General features: G+C 44.7%; 12 protein-coding genes. All 12 read left to right on the forward strand.

The window, feature by feature from the left end:
* Positions 1-13 precede the first annotated feature (13 nt).
* Positions 14-793, forward strand: coding sequence for a flagellar hook assembly protein FlgD (gene flgD, locus G3R49_RS06415; RefSeq protein WP_130597738.1), 780 nt, complete (start codon positions 14-16; stop codon positions 791-793).
* Positions 794-863: 70 nt separating this feature from the next.
* A complete protein-coding gene (gene flgE, locus G3R49_RS06420) occupies positions 864-2,228 on the forward strand; it encodes a flagellar hook protein FlgE (RefSeq protein WP_130597737.1) in 1,365 nt (454 codons plus the stop codon).
* A 246-nt stretch (positions 2,229-2,474) separates the two neighbouring features.
* Positions 2,475-3,218 carry a flagellar basal-body rod protein FlgF gene (flgF, locus tag G3R49_RS06425; RefSeq protein WP_167869069.1) on the forward strand — a complete coding sequence of 248 codons (744 nt, stop codon included), beginning with the start codon at positions 2,475-2,477 and terminating at the stop codon, positions 3,216-3,218.
* Positions 3,219-3,230: 12 nt separating this feature from the next.
* Positions 3,231-4,019 (forward strand): flagellar basal-body rod protein FlgG, encoded by a 789-nt coding sequence (gene flgG / locus G3R49_RS06430; protein WP_130597735.1) that lies wholly within the window; start codon positions 3,231-3,233, stop codon positions 4,017-4,019.
* A gap of 9 nt (positions 4,020-4,028) precedes the next feature.
* Positions 4,029-4,703, forward strand: coding sequence for a flagellar basal body L-ring protein FlgH (gene flgH, locus G3R49_RS06435; RefSeq protein WP_167869070.1), 675 nt, complete (start codon positions 4,029-4,031; stop codon positions 4,701-4,703).
* Positions 4,704-4,712: 9 nt separating this feature from the next.
* Positions 4,713-5,810: a flagellar basal body P-ring protein FlgI gene (locus G3R49_RS06440; protein ID WP_130597733.1), complete on the forward strand. Its 1,098-nt coding sequence runs from the start codon at positions 4,713-4,715 to the stop codon at positions 5,808-5,810.
* Positions 5,811-5,839: 29 nt separating this feature from the next.
* Complete coding sequence (flgJ, locus tag G3R49_RS06445; protein WP_167869071.1) at positions 5,840-7,015, forward strand: flagellar assembly peptidoglycan hydrolase FlgJ; 1,176 nt, start codon at positions 5,840-5,842, stop codon at positions 7,013-7,015.
* The gene (gene flgK, locus G3R49_RS06450; RefSeq protein ID WP_167869072.1) at positions 7,015-8,931 is read left to right on the forward strand and encodes a flagellar hook-associated protein FlgK; all 1,917 of its coding nucleotides are present in this window, start codon (positions 7,015-7,017) and stop codon (positions 8,929-8,931) included. The genes flgJ and flgK overlap by 1 nt, the downstream gene beginning before the upstream one ends.
* A gap of 12 nt (positions 8,932-8,943) precedes the next feature.
* Entirely contained in the window at positions 8,944-10,143 is a 1,200-nt protein-coding gene (flgL, locus tag G3R49_RS06455; RefSeq protein ID WP_167869073.1) for a flagellar hook-associated protein FlgL, read from the forward strand.
* A 78-nt stretch (positions 10,144-10,221) separates the two neighbouring features.
* Positions 10,222-11,043 carry a flagellin gene (locus G3R49_RS06460; protein WP_130597729.1) on the forward strand — a complete coding sequence of 274 codons (822 nt, stop codon included), beginning with the start codon at positions 10,222-10,224 and terminating at the stop codon, positions 11,041-11,043.
* 379 nt (positions 11,044-11,422) lie between these two features.
* Positions 11,423-12,241 carry a flagellin gene (locus G3R49_RS06465; protein ID WP_130597728.1) on the forward strand — a complete coding sequence of 273 codons (819 nt, stop codon included), beginning with the start codon at positions 11,423-11,425 and terminating at the stop codon, positions 12,239-12,241.
* 123 nt (positions 12,242-12,364) lie between these two features.
* Positions 12,365-12,772, forward strand: a complete 408-nt coding sequence (locus G3R49_RS06470) for a flagellar protein FlaG (RefSeq protein ID WP_130597727.1) — start codon at positions 12,365-12,367, stop codon at positions 12,770-12,772.
* The last annotated feature ends 65 nt before the right edge of the window (positions 12,773-12,837 follow it).

A 12,837-nucleotide genomic window follows, 5' to 3' on the forward strand; every position in this document is an offset into this window, starting at 1 on the left:
TGGAGATTAAGTCGTGAGCATTATTAATCCTTACAGCCAATCAGTGCCGCAAGCAGCGGGTACGACTTCAAACACCTCTGCGGTTACGAGTGCCTCTGTTCAAAAAGAAACTGTGGTTACAGGTAACTCATATTTAGATGGTTTGCGCTTGCAAGAAGAAGTGGTACCAGAAAACAACAATGACCAGATGCTTAAGCAAGAAGACTTCTTTGCTCTGCTCAGTCAGCAGTTGTCAATGCAAGACCCATTCAAGCCAGTTGACAATGACCAAATGATTGCTCAGATGGCGTCGTTTTCAACGGTAGATGGTATCGCAAACCTTAATGAAGAGATTATTAACTTAAATACAGTAATGAGCTCAAGTCAGGCGCTTCAAGCCTCTGGCCTTGTTGGCCGTAAAGTACTTGTGCCTTCTGATACAGGTCATTTGTCGGCAGAAAGCCCTGAAGTGAAAGGGGTGATCACGACGCCTTCCGCAGTCGACACTATCACGGTTCGAGTTGAGGATGAGTCTGGTCAGACAGTAGCGACATTTGAAGTAGATGGCAGCGCCGGCGGTAACATCGACGTGTCATGGGACGGTTTAGATAAAAATGGGGAACCAGTACCTGAGGGACAATACTCGCTCAAGGCCACTGGTAATGTGGATGGTACTTCAGAAGAGCTACCTGTATCGACTTATGCTCACGTGACCAGCGTGTCATTGGGTACAGCGTCAACAGGTGCAATTTTGAATTTACGTGGTATAGGCGGCATTAAATTGTCTGATGTGCTAGCGGTATCTGAAAGCTAATACATAACTTTTTAAGCATTGATTTGCTAGTCAGAAAGCTAGCTAAACGAAGGAATAACAGGGGTTTATTATGTCATTTAATATTGCATTGAGTGGTATTGCAGCAGCACAAAAAGACTTGAATACTACCGCGAACAACATTGCGAACGCTAACACGATTGGTTTTAAAGAATCTCGTGCAGAGTTTGCTGACGTGTACGCCAATTCTATTTTCTCCAACAGTAAAACAGCAGTTGGTGGTGGTGCGACAACAACGCAAGTGGCGCAGCAATTTCATCAAGGAAGCTTACAGTTCACTAATAACTCGTTAGATATGGCGATTAGCGGTGGTGGTTTCTTTGTGACGTCATCTGAAATTGGAACCCAGGACCATGCATTTACTCGTGCCGGTGCATTTAAAGTTGATACTAACAACTATATGGTCGACTCAGCGGGTAACTTCTTACAAGGCTTCCCAGTAGATGAAGACGGTAATTCGACTTCGGTGAGCTTAACCACTACTCAACCGATTAAAATCCCTGATACTGCAGGTAGTCCTGTAATGACCTCTAACGTGGGTCTGCAGATGAACCTTAACGTAGGTGAGAGTGAGTTAGACCCTGCAGCGTTCGATCCAAATGACTCAGACACCTTTAATAGCTCTACATCAGTGACCGTTTATGATTCGCTAGGTGAAGCTCACATTATGACCACTTACTTTGTCAAGCCTCAAGGCGGCTCGCATACAGGTGAGAGTAACTGGGTAGCATACTACGCAGTAGATGGTAAGCCGGTAAATATGACTGGTGGTACAGCAGGTACTTACCCACAAGATACAACCGGTGACGGTAACCCTGATTCAACTGGTACTGCGCAAACAACTGGTGGTTGGTCTGGTAGTGTTGTTAAGTTTAACGATGTAGGCGCATTTACCGGTACAGACCCTGCAGTACTCACAACTGAAGTGTTAGGTGTAAACGGTGCTGATGTATTGGGTCCTGGCGCTGATGGTTCACAAACAATTACGATTAACTATAACAACCCAACTCAGTATGCATCGCCATTTGAGGTGACAGAGTTAACTCAAGACGGCACCACGGTTGGCCGTTTGACCAATGTAAACATCGGTAGTGATGGTCTGGTTAATGCCAGTTACAGTAACGGTTCTAGTGTACCGCTTGCACGTGTTGCACTGGTACGTTTTGCTAATGAGCAAGGCTTAACTCAGGTGGGTAACACTTCTTGGAAAGCCAGCCTAGACTCAGGCCCAGCGCTTGCTGGTGAAGCAAACAGCGGCACATTTGGTAGCATTCGTTCATCAGCGCTAGAGCAGTCGAACGTTGACTTAACCACTGAGTTGGTTGACTTAATTTCTGCGCAGCGTAACTTCCAGGCTAACTCGCGTACCCTAGAAGTGAACAACACCCTTAACCAAACAGTGTTGCAGATCCGCTAACTTCTATCTATCGTGTTGCCGCTTCCTTGCGGCAACACTTTTCCTTATTTTTGATGTCATTTTTCATTCCCGCTTCTCGCTAAGTTTTTGACTACTCCTCACTCGTCTAGTTACCGCTAATTTTAAATTAAATCAAACTATATCAATGTCTTATTTCGGTCGTTAAACATAACTTTGTTTTTGGCACGGCAGTTGCAGATATCTTTGCATTAAAGCAACTAAAGCAAAAAGTTTGACGGAGCGGTTATGGACAAATTTCTTTATGTCGCCATGACAGGGGCAAAACAAGGTATGAACGCACTTGCAGTGCGTGCCAATAACCTTGCCAACGCCAATACCGATGGCTTTAAAGCAGACATGAATCAGGCTCGCGCCATGCAAGCCTTTGGCGAAGGTATGCCTACCCGCGTGTTTTCTATGGCTGAAAGCCCTGGCGCAAACTTCAGAGAAGGCCCTATTCGCACCACAGGTCGTGATTTAGATATTGCCATTAACGGTGATGGTTGGATGGCGGTGCAAGCGCAAGATGGCAGCGAAGCTTATACCCGCGCGGGCAGTTTAAAGTTTGATAGCACAGGTTTGCTTGTTAACAGCTCAGATCGAGCGGTGATGGGAGAGGCCGGTCCTATTGTACTGCCACTGCCGATTGAAAAGGTTCATATCTCCGGCGAAGGCATTATTTCTGTTCGCCCACAAGGTGCGACCGCTGAAGTGATTGAAGAGGTTGGCCGGATTAAATTCGTTAACCCAGGCAACGATCAAATGATGCGCGGTGAAGATGGCTTGTTCCGTTTAGCTTCCGGTGAAGTTGCAGCAACAGACCCAACAGTGCGTGTTGAAAATGGCGCAGTTGAGGGCAGCAATGTTAACGCTGTTCACGAGATGGTTGAGATGATCAACATTCAGCGTCAGTACGAAATGCAAGTCAAGATGATGAAAAATGCGGAAGAGCTAGACCGCGCGTCATCATCATTATTAAGAATGAGTTAGGAGTAACAAATTATGCACCCAGCACTCTGGATCAGTAAAACCGGCCTTGATGCTCAGCAAACCGATATCTCTGTTATTTCTAACAATGTCGCTAATGCTAGCACTGTAGGCTTTAAGAAAAGCCGCGCTGTATTTGAAGACCTGCTATATCAGACTGTAAACCAAGCTGGTGGCGTTAGCGCTGACAACACCAAGTTGCCAAATGGTTTGAATATGGGTGCAGGTACTAAAGTTGTTGCCACCCAAAAAATGTTTACCCAGGGCAATATGCTTACCACTGACAATGCGCTGGATCTAATGATTGAAGGTTCTGGCTTTTTTGAAGTGCAGCTACCTGATGGCAATACCGCTTATACCCGTAACGGTCAGTTTAGTTTGGATGATACTGGTCAAATCGTGACGCCAGGTTCAGGGTATGTGGTTCAACCCGCAATCACCATTCCTGAAGATGCCACCAGTATTACGGTATCGTCGCAAGGTGAAGTGTCTGTGATGACCGCTGGCGCAACTGAAAGTCAGGTAGTTGGCCAGCTTTCTATGTCTGATTTCATTAACCCTGCGGGTTTAGACCCGTTTGGTCAAAACCTGTACACAGAAACTGGTGCCAGTGGTGCACCTATTCAAGGTACACCATCTGAAAACGGCTTAGGTGCCATTCGTCAAGGCGCGCTGGAAACGTCGAATGTAAACGTTACTGAAGAGCTGGTGAACTTGATCCAGTCACAACGTATCTATGAGATGAATTCGAAAGTAATTTCAGCGGTTGACCAGATGCTGTCTTACGTTAACCAAAACTTATAGAGGTGGGTTATGGGTAAGTATCTTTTTATGGGCACGCTGATATTGATGCTCGGCTGCAGCTCAACTCAAAATAAACCAATTCCGGACGATCCGTATTACGCGCCTGTGTACCCGGACGCTCCGCCGACTAAGGTGCAAAATACCGGCTCTATTTTTATGGACGCCCATGCTTCAAGCCTGTATTCAGATATTCGCGCCCATAAGGTTGGCGACATCATTACAGTGGTGCTAAGAGAGTCAACTCAGGCAACGAAAAGCGCCAATAACGAGATGAAAAAAGATAACTCGATTGGTGTTGAGCCAGTTTATGCCGGTGGTAAAAACGTCACAGTCAAAGGCGTTCCAATTGATTTTCGCTATTCAGATAGCATGAATACCAAGCGTGAAGCCGATGCCGACCAATCAAACAGCTTAAACGGCAGCATCTCTGCCAATGTGATGCAGGTGCTAGGTAACGGTAACTTAGTTATTCGCGGCGAAAAGTGGATATCTATTAATAATGGTGATGAGTTCATTCGCGTGACTGGCATTGTACGTAGTGAAGACATCACTCCAGACAACACGATTGAGTCAACTCGAGTGGCCAATGCGCGTATTCAATATAGCGGTACTGGCACCTTTGCCGAGTCACAGCAAGTTGGTTGGCTAAGTCAGTTCTTCTATGGCAAATGGTGGCCATTCTAGGAGCAGCTTATGAAAACCAAATTGATTCTTTGTATCGCACTCATTGCGATGACATTAAGCTCATCCACTTTCGCGCAGCGACTAAAAGATATTGCCAACATCCAAGGTGTGCGTAGCAACCAACTGGTAGGTTATGGTTTAGTCGTGGGTTTGCCAGGTACCGGTGAGAAAACTCGCTATACCGAACAAACCTTTAAAACCATGCTTAAAAACTTCGGTATTAACTTACCTGAAAACGTTAACCCTAAGATTAAAAACGTTGCGGTAGTGGCTGTTCACGCTGAAATGCCAGCGTTTATTAAGCCAGGTCAAAACCTTGACGTTACCGTATCAAGTTTAGGTGAAGCTAAGAGTTTACGTGGTGGCTCACTGCTGCAAACCTTCTTAAAAGGGGTTGATGGCAACGTGTATGCTATCGCGCAAGGTTCGCTGGTAGTTTCAGGTTTTAGCGCTGAAGGTTTAGACGGCTCGCAAGTTATTCAAAATACACCAACCGTGGGACGTATCCCAGGTGGCGCGATTGTTGAGCGCAGTGTGGCATCACCATTTGCCAATGGCGACCATTTAACCTTCAACTTACGCCGAGCAGATTTCTCTACTGCTAAAAGAACTGCTGATGCGATTAACGGGTTACTTGGCCCTGGTATGGCACGAGCGATTGACGCTAGTTCAATTCAAGTTAGCGCACCGCGTGATGCATCACAGCGCGTCTCTTTTCTTGCCACATTGGAAAACATTGAAGTCGAGCCAGCTGATGAATCAGCCAAGGTAATCGTTAATTCCCGTACCGGCACTATTGTTGTTGGCCAAAAGGTTAAGTTGTTGCCTGCTGCGGTAACCCATGGTGGTCTTACTGTCACCATTGCTGAGGCAACTCAGGTGTCGCAGCCTAATCCATTTGCGGGCGGGCAAACTGTGGTGACCACCGAAAGCACCATTGATGTAGATGAAAGCGACAATCGTATGTTTATGTTCAATCCAGGCACGACTTTAGATGAGTTGGTTCGAGCGGTGAATTTAGTCGGCGCTGCGCCATCGGATGTATTGGCAATTTTAGAAGCACTAAAAATGGCAGGTGCTTTGCATGGTGAACTCATCATCATCTAAAAATTGTCGCTAAGGCAAATGGTATCACTATGGATAAGCTGTCAAATTCATCGCATTTTCTGGATCTAGGGGGCCTAGATTCACTGCGCGCCCAAGCCCAGAAAGATGAAAAAGGGGCTTTGACAGCAGCCGCCAAGCAGTTTGAAGGTATCTTTATTCAAATGCTGATGAAAAGCATGCGTGATGCCAATTCCGCCTTTAAAGCTGATAGCCCATTTAACAGCCAGACTACCGAGTTTTTCGAGCAGATGCGCGACCAACAAATGTCGGTCGATTTATCTTCCAAAGGCATGTTGGGACTCGCAGAGTTGATGGTGCAGCAGTTAGACCCAGCATCGAGCAATGTTAAACCCGCATCTGTACTGCGAAATGGTACTGACAGCGATGTGACGGGTTTAGCAACTCAGGCGGTAGATTACTCGCGCAATAAGCTGCGAATTAATACGGCTCAGCCAGCTCAGGCTGATATAGATAACCTTCAAAATACAGGTTTATCTAGCAGTTTCCAGGCAGGTATTGCCGGGGCGCAAGCTGCAGGTTTTAACCCTGATGAAGAGTTTAATGCCCAACAGCAGATGCAAAGTATTTTGCAAGGCAATATCGGGGCATCACAAGCGCTTGCCACTAACTATTCATCAGCAATGAACGCTGGTTTTGGCGGCAAGCTACAAAGCGGCAAAAGCTTGCCTAATTCATCATCGTCTATGCAGGGTTTTGATACCCCTGAGCAATTTGTTTCAACACTTTATCCATATGCCAAAAAAGCGGCGCAATCACTTGGCACTACGCCTGAAGTATTAATTGCCCAATCTGCGCTAGAAACTGGCTGGGGACAAAAGGTGATTAAAGGCGCTGACGGCGCGCCGAGCAATAACTTATTTAATATTAAAGCAGATAAGCGCTGGCAAGGCGACAAAGCCCAGGTTAGCACGCTGGAATATGAGCAAGGTGTTGCAGTAAAGCAAAAAGCTGATTTTAGAGTTTATGACAGCATTGAGCACAGTTTTAACGATTTTGTGGAATTTATTAGTGGTAGCGAACGCTACCAACAAGCAACGAATGTTGCCGCCAAGCCTGAGCAGTTTATCAAGGAATTACAACAAGCAGGCTACGCGACTGACCCACAATATGCCAACAAGGTAATTAGAGTCATGCAATCAGTCACGCAAAGTGTCAAGTCAATGTTACCTGGGGAGAATAACTAATGGCGGTAGATTTATTAAATATTGCTCGCACCGGTGTATTGGCTTCTCAATCACAATTGGCGGTGGCCAGTAATAATATTGCGAACGTCAACACTAACGGTTATCACCGCCAAGTGGCAACGCAGTCTGCACTTGAATCGCAATATTTAGGTGGCAACTTCTTAGGCACGGGTAGCTACGTTAATGACGTAAAGCGTATTTATAACGATTATGCGGCGCGCGAGCTTCGTATTGGTCAAACTGCATCAAGTGCTGCGCAAACTAGCTATTCCAAATTAAGTGAGCTAGACCAGCTATTCTCTAAAGTTGGCTCTATGGTGCCGGATGGCTTGAATAACTTCTTTTCCAGCATTAACAGTGTGGCTGATTTGCCTACCGATTTAGGTCTACGCAATAACGTCATTGACAGTGCAGGGCAGCTCGCAACCAGCTTGAACCAAATGCAGTCTTATATTGATGGTCAGGTTAAGCAAACCAATTCACAAATTGAGTCTATCACCACGCGCATTAATGAGATCAGTAAAGAGTTGGGTAGCATCAACCTTGAGCTGATGAAAACTCAAACTGAAGATCCACAGCTGCTTGATAAGCAAGACGCGTTAATTAATGAGCTAAGTGAATATAGTGCAGTGAATGTCATTCCACTAGAGAATGGAGCTAAGTCTATTATGCTCGGTGGTTCTGTAATGCTGGTGTCAGCTGAAGTGTCAATGACAATGGGCGTCACGCCTGGTGACCCATATCCAAATGAACCAAGACTGACAACTAGTTCTGGAAACAATTCTTTAGTGGTTGACCCAAGTAAACTAGGTGGCCAGCTAGGTGCTTTGTTTGAATATCGAGATGAGTCTTTAATGCCGGCGAGTCACGAACTTGGTCAACTGGCTTTAGGTATTGCAGACACTTTTAATCAAATGCAAACCAAGGGTTTTGATTTGAACGGAGAAGTCGGTGGTGACATGTTCCGTGATATCAATGACCCACTAATGGCAATTGGCCGCGCTGGTAGCTATAGCACCAACACTGGTAATGCGACGCTATCTGTCAACATTGATGACGTGGGTACGCTTACCGGTTCTAGCTACGAGTTAAAGTTCACCGCGCCAGCAACCTATGAGCTAACAGATACACAATCAGGTGAAGTCACGCCGCTTACACTAAACCCGCCAAGTGAGTTGGTAGGTGGTGCTGGTTTTACTATCAATATTGATGCAGGTGCAATGGCTGATGGCGATCGATTTGAAATTCGCCCAACAGCGAATGCGGCGAGCAGTATTGCAGTAACCATGACTGATCCTCGCAAACTTGCCGTTGCTGGCCCAACGATTACCGCAGATGAAAACAATACCTCTGCAGCAAGTGTGTCGCTAAATGGTATGGATCCAACGGCCGCTGGCTTTCCTGGCGTAGGCAGTGAAATTACTTTCCAGTTAAATACCGCCACTAATACTTATGAAGCATTTGATGCCGCAGGTACTTCGCTCGGTACAGGTACTTATACGCCACCTGAGGTGAACGCGTTTGGTATTAGTTTTGATGTAAGTAACACCAATGGTGCGACGGCTGAGCGTTTCAAGTTTGATTTGACTTTTGCTGAAGGTAACAACAATAACGCCATCGAGATGGCTAAGCTTGCCAACGAAAACCTAATGAATGGTGGAACAACCACGCTGACTGGCGTATTTGAAAACACCAAACTTGATATTGGTAGCAAAACCAAAGCTGCAGAAGTGCGCGTTGGTTCAGCTGATGCCATTTATCAGCAGGCATATAACCGGGTACAAACTGAATCTGGCGTAAACCTTGATGAAGAAGCAGCAAATCTACTGCGTTTTCAGCAAACTTATCAAGCGTCGGCTCGAATCATGTCAACTGCACAAACCATTTTTGATTCATTGATTGGCTCAGTTCGATAGGGGTAATTAGCAATGCGTATTTCTACTGGACAAATGTTCCATCAAACCACAACAAGTATTCTCAACAGGCAGAGTGATACGAATAGAATTCTTGAGCAATTATCGACAGGAAAAAAGATCAATACTGCAGGTGACGATCCCGTCGCTGCGATCGGTATCGATAATTTGACGCAGCAAAATGCACTTGTTGATCAGTACGTTAAGAATATCGATTACGCCAAAAACCGATTGGGCGTGACAGAAGGTAAGCTCGGCAGTGCTGAAACTTTAATTGCTAGCATGCGTGAGCAATTGCAACGTGGTGCAAACGGCAGTTTATCGCAAACCGAGCGGCAAATGGTTGCCGAAGAAATGAGGCAAAGCCTTGATGAGCTGATGTCTATTGCTAATACCAAGGATGAGTCTGGTCGCTATTTGTTCGCTGGTACCGAAGTCAATCAATTGCCTTTCGCTTTTGATGCTAACGGGGAAATTATATACAGCGGTGATAGTGGAGTACGCGACAGTGTTGTAAGCAGTGGGATCACCATCGGCACAAATGTGCCGGGTGATACGGCGTTTATGAACGCACCTAATCCGCTTGGTGATTATGGCGTCAATTATTTGCCGTCACAACAAGGAGACTTTACCGTACAAAAAGCAAGTATTTTTGACGATAACGTCCATGTATCAGGCACTTACACCTTTGATTTCGTCGATAATGCCGGGGTGATTGACCTGCAGATCACTGATCCCAATGGTGCGACTACCACAGTGCCAAATTTTGATCCCACAAATCCTGTCACGATCAATGGTATGGAGGTAAAAGTAGAAGGGACACCAGCCGCTGGTGATTCATTTACCTTAGAACCACAAGAAACCGTTAGTATTTTAGATACGCTAAATCAAGCACTTGCGTATCTTGAAGATCCTGATGCTGTATCTACACCACAAAATAAATCAATTTTGGCACAACTATTGAATAATATTGATAGTGGTCAAAATCAAGTCAGTACTGCTCGCGGTATTGCTGGTAACAGCTTGAAAAGCTTAGAAAGCATTTCAACTAACCATGCGGAAGAAAAGGTCGTTAACTCTAGTGCCTTATCTTTGCTTGAAGATTTGGACTATGCGGAAGCGATTACAGAATTCGAAAAACAACAATTGGCTTTAAATGCAGTATCGAGTGTGTTTGGTCAAGTCGGATCACTGTCTCTATTTAATTACATCTAGGTAGATGTAGATCGTTAAATTGTAAGATTTAGCCAAGCTCCAAGTCTTGGCAACAAAACTAGGAATGAGGAAAGATTTATGGCTATTACAGTTAACACCAACGTTACGTCAATGAAGGCGCAGAAAAACCTAAACCAATCAAGTAGCGCATTGGCGACTTCTATGGAACGTTTGTCGAGTGGTATGCGTATTAACAGCGCAAAAGACGATGCGGCAGGTCTAGCTATCTCTAACCGCCTTAACTCCCAGGTTCGCGGTCTTGAAGTGGGTATGCGTAACGCGAATGATGCGATTTCGATTGCGCAAATCGCCGAAGGCGCGATGCAAGAACAAACCAACATGTTGCAACGTATGCGTGACCTATCAATTCAGGCCGAAAACGGTGCAAACAGTGCGGATGACTTAACGTCTATCCAAGAAGAGATCACTCAGCTGGTAACAGAGATCACTGCGATCGGTAACTCAACAGCGTTTGGTAATACTAAGCTAATGACTGGTGACTTCTCTGGCGGTAAGCTATTCCAGGTTGGTCACCAAGAAGCTGAAGATGTCACTGTGACAGTAAACACCAACAACTCAACAACGCTGTCGGTTAATACTGTGAATATTACCACTTCAGCTGGCCGTAACTCTGCATTAGGTAAAATTGATGCGGCAATTAACAAGATTGATACCCAGCGCGCAGACTTGGGTGCGGTGCAAAACCGTTTATCGCACAACATTGCTAACAGCGCTAATACTCAAGCAAACGTTGCAGATGCGAAATCGCGTATTGTAGATGTGGACTTTGCCAAAGAAACATCTCAGATGACGAAGAATCAGGTGCTACAGCAAACGGGCTCGTCAATGCTTGCGCAAGCGAACCAGTTACCTCAGGTAGCATTGTCATTACTTGGCTAATATAAAGACTAGCCAGTTCTGACGGCGATAGGTGACTGTATTTGTTCTATTGCTGATGTGAGCCCTTTTGCTTATTGGTAGAAGGGCTTTTGTTTTGTGGAACTGATCTTTCCTTTGCCTTATTTTGCGAGGGATTTTGGTTAAAAATGAGGTGTTTTGATCATTTTTAGCACAAAAAATTGATTCTTAACCTATTGATTTATATGTGATGTTAACGATTGTGAGTGAAAAATAGCAATTTTTTTTAAAATTTTCCTAAAGCAAAATAATACCTGGCCGTTAAATATACTGTAACCAGTAAGAAATGCCTGACTTGCTCAGCTTAAACAGCAAACAGGCTTAAGTTTTAAGTCAGGTAATTTTATAGAGGAAAAACATCATGGCTATTACAGTAAACACTAACGTAACATCATTAAAAGCCCAGAAAAACTTGAACAGTTCTAACAGTGCATTAGCCACCTCTATGGAACGTCTATCTTCTGGTCTTCGTATTAACAGTGCTAAAGACGACGCTGCGGGTCTTGCGATTTCTAACCGTCTTAACTCACAGGTTAACGGTCTTGAAGTAGGTATGCGTAACGCGAACGACGCTATCTCGATTGCTCAAATTGCAGAAGGTGCGATGCAAGAGCAAACTAACATGCTTCAACGTATGCGTGACCTAGCGATTCAATCTGAAAACGGTGCAAACAGTGCTGACGACTTAACTGCGATTCAAGAAGAAATTACTCAGTTAGCTGCTGAAATCACTGCAATCGGTGATACCACTGCATTTGGTAACACTAAACTAATGACGGGTGATTTCTCTGCTGGTAAAACATTCCAGGTTGGTCACCAAAATGGTGAAGATGTAACTGTTAAGGTTAAAGATACCGATGCAACAACACTTTCTGTAAATGCGATTGTTGTTACTACATCTGCTGGTCGTAACTCAGCACTAGGTAAAATTGATGCTGCAATCAAAACCATTGATACTCAGCGTTCCGAGTTAGGTGCGATTCAGAACCGTTTATCTCACAACATTGCTAACAGTGCTAACACTCAAGCAAACGTTGCAGATGCTAAATCTCGTATCGTAGATGTGGACTTTGCGAAAGAAACTTCTGCAATGACTAAGAACCAAGTACTGCAACAAACAGGTTCTGCAATGTTAGCGCAAGCTAACCAGTTACCTCAGGTAGCACTATCACTACTATAATCTAGTTAGATAGTTCAATAAAAAGTTGTGATAGGGAGGTTCGTTTACGGATCTCCCTTTGTCGTTAAGCCGGTACTATGATTGACTAAAGCGCACGGCTATTGTGTTAAAGCGAGGTGATATATGGAGATCCAACAAAACACCGCGGCGAGTTTTATTACTCAGGCTGAATCAAATAAGGCTGAGTTAAATAAGCAGCCGCTATCTGCCGAGGATAAGGCGACGCCGACAGAGCTAACACGTACATCTAGCATTCAGGCTGTAAAGCAAGCTGAAAAAGCTAAAGAAGGCGAAGATAAGCAGCAAGAGCAAGAGGAATTAACCCAGGTAGCTGATGACCTAACTGAAATGGTGTCAATGATGCAAAAAGGGCTAAAATTCTCTGTAGATAAAGATTCTGGTGAACAAGTTATTAAGGTTCAAGATATTGAATCTGGTGATGTGATTCGTCAAATTCCAAGTGAAGAGGCGCTGCGCTTAGCTGAAAAATTAAGTGAAGTGTCTGGCATTTTGATGAAAATTGAAGCCTAAGAACAAACTATTGTTCTTTGGCGCTTTTTTTGGCTTTACCCTTAAGGTATAACACCTGGGTAAAA

This window comes from Shewanella sp. WXL01, from assembly GCF_012263345.1.
GTDB lineage: Bacteria > Pseudomonadota > Gammaproteobacteria > Enterobacterales > Shewanellaceae > Shewanella > Shewanella maritima.

What these genes read in the sequence shown, in the direction of transcription:
- flgE (WP_130597737.1), top strand. Translation starts at nt 864, where the DNA reads ATGTCATTTAATATTGCATTGAGTGGTATTGCAGCAGCACAAAAAGAC.
- flgF (WP_167869069.1), top strand. Translation starts at nt 2,475, where the DNA reads ATGGACAAATTTCTTTATGTCGCCATGACAGGGGCAAAACAAGGTATG.
- flgG (WP_130597735.1), top strand. Translation starts at nt 3,231, where the DNA reads ATGCACCCAGCACTCTGGATCAGTAAAACCGGCCTTGATGCTCAGCAA.
- flgH (WP_167869070.1), top strand. Translation starts at nt 4,029, where the DNA reads ATGGGTAAGTATCTTTTTATGGGCACGCTGATATTGATGCTCGGCTGC.
- G3R49_RS06440 (WP_130597733.1), top strand. Translation starts at nt 4,713, where the DNA reads ATGAAAACCAAATTGATTCTTTGTATCGCACTCATTGCGATGACATTA.
- flgJ (WP_167869071.1), top strand. Translation starts at nt 5,840, where the DNA reads ATGGATAAGCTGTCAAATTCATCGCATTTTCTGGATCTAGGGGGCCTA.
- flgK (WP_167869072.1), top strand. Translation starts at nt 7,015, where the DNA reads ATGGCGGTAGATTTATTAAATATTGCTCGCACCGGTGTATTGGCTTCT.
- flgL (WP_167869073.1), top strand. Translation starts at nt 8,944, where the DNA reads ATGCGTATTTCTACTGGACAAATGTTCCATCAAACCACAACAAGTATT.
- G3R49_RS06460 (WP_130597729.1), top strand. Translation starts at nt 10,222, where the DNA reads ATGGCTATTACAGTTAACACCAACGTTACGTCAATGAAGGCGCAGAAA.
- G3R49_RS06465 (WP_130597728.1), top strand. Translation starts at nt 11,423, where the DNA reads ATGGCTATTACAGTAAACACTAACGTAACATCATTAAAAGCCCAGAAA.
- G3R49_RS06470 (WP_130597727.1), top strand. Translation starts at nt 12,365, where the DNA reads ATGGAGATCCAACAAAACACCGCGGCGAGTTTTATTACTCAGGCTGAA.